4 protein-coding genes are annotated in these 3,972 nt (G+C 70.1%); 3 read left to right on the top strand and 1 reads right to left on the bottom strand.

Features of this window, described 5'->3' with window-relative positions; genetic code table 11:
- A partial coding sequence (locus ACFQ87_RS44375) for an antibiotic biosynthesis monooxygenase (RefSeq protein ID WP_380616736.1) occupies positions 1-678 on the top strand: 678 nt, incomplete at its 5' end.
- 36 nt (positions 679-714) lie between these two features.
- On the opposite strand, the gene ACFQ87_RS44370 is transcribed toward ACFQ87_RS44375, so the two are convergent.
- Entirely contained in the window at positions 715-2,301 is a 1,587-nt protein-coding gene (locus ACFQ87_RS44370; protein WP_380616735.1) for a Na+/H+ antiporter, read from the bottom strand.
- Positions 2,302-2,476: 175 nt separating this feature from the next.
- On the opposite strand from ACFQ87_RS44370, the gene ACFQ87_RS44365 reads away from it, so the two are divergent.
- Both ACFQ87_RS44365 and ACFQ87_RS44360 read left to right on the top strand, forming a co-directional pair.
- Positions 2,477-2,716 carry a hypothetical protein gene (locus tag ACFQ87_RS44365; protein WP_380616734.1) on the top strand — a complete coding sequence of 80 codons (240 nt, stop codon included), beginning with the start codon at positions 2,477-2,479 and terminating at the stop codon, positions 2,714-2,716.
- Positions 2,717-3,194: 478 nt separating this feature from the next.
- A complete protein-coding gene (locus ACFQ87_RS44360) occupies positions 3,195-3,932 on the top strand; it encodes an SDR family oxidoreductase (RefSeq protein WP_380616733.1) in 738 nt (245 codons plus the stop codon).
- Positions 3,933-3,972: the final 40 nt, after the last annotated feature.

The following is a 3,972-nucleotide window of genomic DNA, read 5'->3' as shown; positions in this document are numbered from 1 at the left end:
GTCGTCGCCGGCGGCACTCGGACAGCGGATCCGCTGGTGACCGTGGTGGTCACCCATCGGGTCCACCCGCGCCGCGTCGACGACTTCCTCGCCTGGCAGGACCGCATGAGCCAGGAGGAGAGCACGTTCGAAGGCTTCCGCGGAACCGAGCTCTTCCGCCCGATCGAGGGTCTTCAGGACGAGTGGACCACGCTGTACCGGTTCGACAGCGCCGAGCACCTCGACGCCTGGCTGACGTCGGCCAAGCGGCGGGAGCTCCTCGCCGAGGGCGAGGAGTTCAGCTCCTTCGAACTGCGCACGATCGACAACTCGTTCGGCAGCTGGTTCGCCTTCGAGGGCGACAGCCGGCAGGCGCCGCCGCCCTCGGAAACCAAAACCGCCGTGGCGGTCTGGGTCGGCCTGTACCCGACCGTGGTGCTGCTGACGCTCGTCCTGTCGCCGCTGAGATTGCCGCTCTGGCTCGGGCTGCTGGTGGGCAACCTGCTGTCGAGCTTCATCATGAGCTTCTTCACGATGCCCTACTACGTGAACCCGCTGCTCAGGCGGTGGCTGCGGCCGTCACCGGACGAACCCGCGGCGAGGACCAACCTCGTCGGCCTCGGCATCGTCGCCGCGGTGATCGCGTTCTGGGTCGTCGTCTTCTACCTCGTGACGACCCGGTTCTGGTCGCTGCCCTGACCTGGTGCTCCGCGCATCGCTTGCCGCGCGGACCCGTCAGTCGCGGGCACGGAGGCTGGCTTCCTCGAGGTCGAGTTCGCGCTGGATCCGGCGCCGGGTGGCGTTGCTGATCATGTTCGCTTCGTAGAGGCGCTGGAGCTCGGCCGCCTCGATGCCGATGAGTGTCCGGCGTATCTCGCGGTAGGCGTCGGCGGGACGGGCGTCCGGGTCACTGTAGTGGGCGTCTTCCGCTTGGTGGATGCGCGCTTCCAGATCGCGACGAGCCTGTTTCAAGGCGGTCTCGGCGGCGGTGCCCAGTTCGGCGAGCTCGTCCAGGTCGCCGAGCTGTCTGAGCTCTTCGAGAGCGGTGTGGGCGATGTGCCGGCGGGTCCGGGCCTCCTCGCGGGCGGTGTGCTCCGGTTCCAGGGCGATGCCCGAGCGGCGGACGACAGGAGCGAGGGTGAAGCCCTGGAAGACGACGGTGAGCGCGACGGTCCCGGTGGTGAGCGTGAGGATGAGCGCCCGGTGCGGCAGCGGCGCCCCGGTGTTGGTGACCAGGGGGATGGAGAGCGCGGCGGCCAGCGGCATGACGCCTCGGGTGCCCGCCCAGGACAGGACGGCCGGAACGCGCCAGGAGAGGCGGCTGTCGCCCTCCTTGTGCCGGTAGTGGATCAGGGCGGACAGCGGGAAGACCCACAGCAGGCGGATCGCCAGCACGGTGAAGGCGATCACCGGCACCCACAGCGGCCAGCCGTGCTCGTCGTGCGCGAGGTGACGGACCGCGAAGGGGAGCTCGAGACCGATGAGGGCGAAGACGACGCTCTCCAACAGGAAGGTCACGGTGTCGTAGACGGCGTGGACCTGGAGACGGACGGGGGCGTTGCTGAGCTTGTGGCCGGTGCTGCCGAGGACCACCCCGGCCACGATGACGGCGGTCACGCCGGAGGCGTGCGAGTCCTCCGCGATGACGTACGAGGCGTACGGAGTGACCAGTGCGATGACGGTCTCCAGCACGGGGTCCTCGGTCCGTCTGCGGATGAGGGTCACCACCGCGGCGACCGCCGCGCCGATGAGGGCTCCTCCGCCCGCGAGGAGCAGGAACTGCTCGATGGTCCCGGACACGGTGATGGCGCTGCCGGAGACCGCGGTCGCCACGGCGACCTTGTACAGGACCAGCGACGTGGCGTCGTTGAACAGGCTCTCCGCCTGCACCATGGCCTGCACCCGCGGGGGGAGGGACAGGCGCCGGCCGAGCGCGGTGACGGCCACGGGGTCGGTGCTGGCCAGGACGGCGCCGAGGATGAACGCGGCCGCGATGGTGAGCGGGGTGATCGCTCGGGCGACATACCCGACGGCGACGGCCGAGACCAGGACCAGACCGAAGACCAGGCCGGTCACGGGCCGCCACACGCTGCGCAGGTCGCGAACGGAGATCTCCCCGGCCGAGGCGTAGAGCAGCGGCGGCAGCACCAGCACGCTGATCACGTGGGGCGCCAGGCGGACCTCGGGAACCCAGGGTATGAGCCCGACGACCAGACCGGCGATGACGAGGAGCGAGGGAGCGGGCAGGCGCCAGCGCCGGGCACCGGTCGCCACGGCCGTGGCGAGGACCACGAGCAGCAGGATGACGGTCAGGCCAGTCATGCAACGTCCCCGGTGGGTTACGGCTTGTTACCCCCCTCTGACCAGGTGCTCTATCAACGTAACCGGACTCCCGCCGCCGGCCCACCGCAGACGGCGGCCTCGGCGACGAGGACGGGCCCCTGGGCGGCGTACGGTGAGGAACGGCTGCTCGAATCTCCCCGCGAGGAGGCCCGCCATGTCGGCTTTCGTTCGTCGGGCACTGGTCACCGTCATCGCCGCGCCCTTCCTGGCCTCGGCCGCCGTGGTGTCGCAGGCCGCCGCCGCGCCGCCCGTCCCCAAGGCGGCGACAACCGCCACCGCGCACCCCGGCCTTCCGGCGTACTCCTGCGCCACGCTCAAGAACTGGTTGGACAACCACAACGCGAACACGCCGGAGTGGCGCAAGGTTTCCGTCATGTGGTCGGAGCAGTGCTGACAGTCACCTGCCCGCACCCGACGGAGCACATCACCGAAGGGGCCTAGCCAGTCGGCATCAGCGATGAGGTCGGCCGAGCCGGTGGCCGCACCCGGCGCCCGGTCCCGGCGCAGGCGGTCGAGGGGGCACTCGGTGACAGGTCCGTTGTGTTCATGCTTCCGAGTCTCAGTCCTGTGTGGGGGTGCTGCACGGCAGGACAACGAGGCGGCGCACGGCGGCCGGCCGGACCGGCCGCGCCGAAGGGCTGCGCAGCTGCCCGCAGATGGCGTGGTCGGTGTACCGCGGGACCGTCGCGGGGATCCTGTCGCCCCCGGGCCGGCCCATCCTCTTCTGCGGCATGTCGATCGGGTTCGAGGACGTCACGGCGGGTTACACCCGTACGGGCCGGGCAGCGCTCGCCGGGACGGTCACGTTCGTCGAGGGTTGGCACTGCACAAGGCACATGTCGGACACCAGTCATCGTAGGAAGGCGCATGCCATGCAGTTCGCAATCATCGGCGGAACCGGGCTGATCGGGTCACGGGTCGTGGAGAACCTGAACGCTGCCGGGCACCAGGCCGTACCGCATTCTCTGTCCACGGGCGTGGACATCATCACGGGCCAAGGGCTGGAGACGGCCGTGGCGGGCGCCGACGTCGTCGTCAACCTGACGAATTCCCCGACCTTCGACGACGCCTCGCCCGCCTTCTTCCGGACCTCGATGGACAACCTTCTCGCCGCGAGCCGGAAGGGCGGGGTCGGGCACTTCGTCATCCTCTCGATCGTCGGCGTGGACCAGGTACCCGGTCTGGACTACTACCGGGCGAAGGTGCTTCAGGAGGAGATCCTCAAGGCCGGACCGATCCCGTATTCCATCGTCCGCGCCACGCAGTTCATGGAGTTCATGGACGCGACCCTGTCCATGACCGCCGACGGCGACACCATCCGCCTGCCGCGCACGCCGATCCAGCCGATCGCCGCCGCGGATGTCGCCGGCGTGGTCGCCGAAGTCGCCGCAGGCAGCCCTCTGAACGGCATCGTCAACATCGCGGGTCCCGATGTCTACCCCCTCGACGAACTCGGCCGGCTCACCCTGACCGCCAAGGGCGACGGGCGCCGGGTCGTCACCGATGACGCCGCCGGCATGTTCGCCGCCGCCCACGGCGACGTCCTCACCGCCCCGGACGATGCCCGCATCGCCCCCACCCACTACACCGACTGGCTCTCGTCAACTTGACCCGGCCCCTCCGGCGCAGCCGCCGAGCCGGGGCCCTACC

It is taken from the genome of Kitasatospora sp. NPDC056531, from assembly GCF_042794375.1.
In the GTDB taxonomy this organism is placed as follows: Bacteria; Actinomycetota; Actinomycetes; order Streptomycetales; family Streptomycetaceae; genus Kitasatospora.
The sequence above is the reverse complement of the archived record's forward strand: the minus strand, read 5'-3'. Positions and strand labels throughout refer to the sequence as shown.

Excerpts from the sequence above, each read along its gene's own strand:
- ACFQ87_RS44365 (WP_380616734.1), top strand. The coding sequence starts at position 2,477 with ATGTCGGCTTTCGTTCGTCGGGCACTGGTCACCGTCATCGCCGCGCCC.
- ACFQ87_RS44360 (WP_380616733.1), top strand. The coding sequence starts at position 3,195 with ATGCAGTTCGCAATCATCGGCGGAACCGGGCTGATCGGGTCACGGGTC.
- ACFQ87_RS44370 (WP_380616735.1), bottom strand. The coding sequence starts at position 2,301 with ATGACTGGCCTGACCGTCATCCTGCTGCTCGTGGTCCTCGCCACGGCC.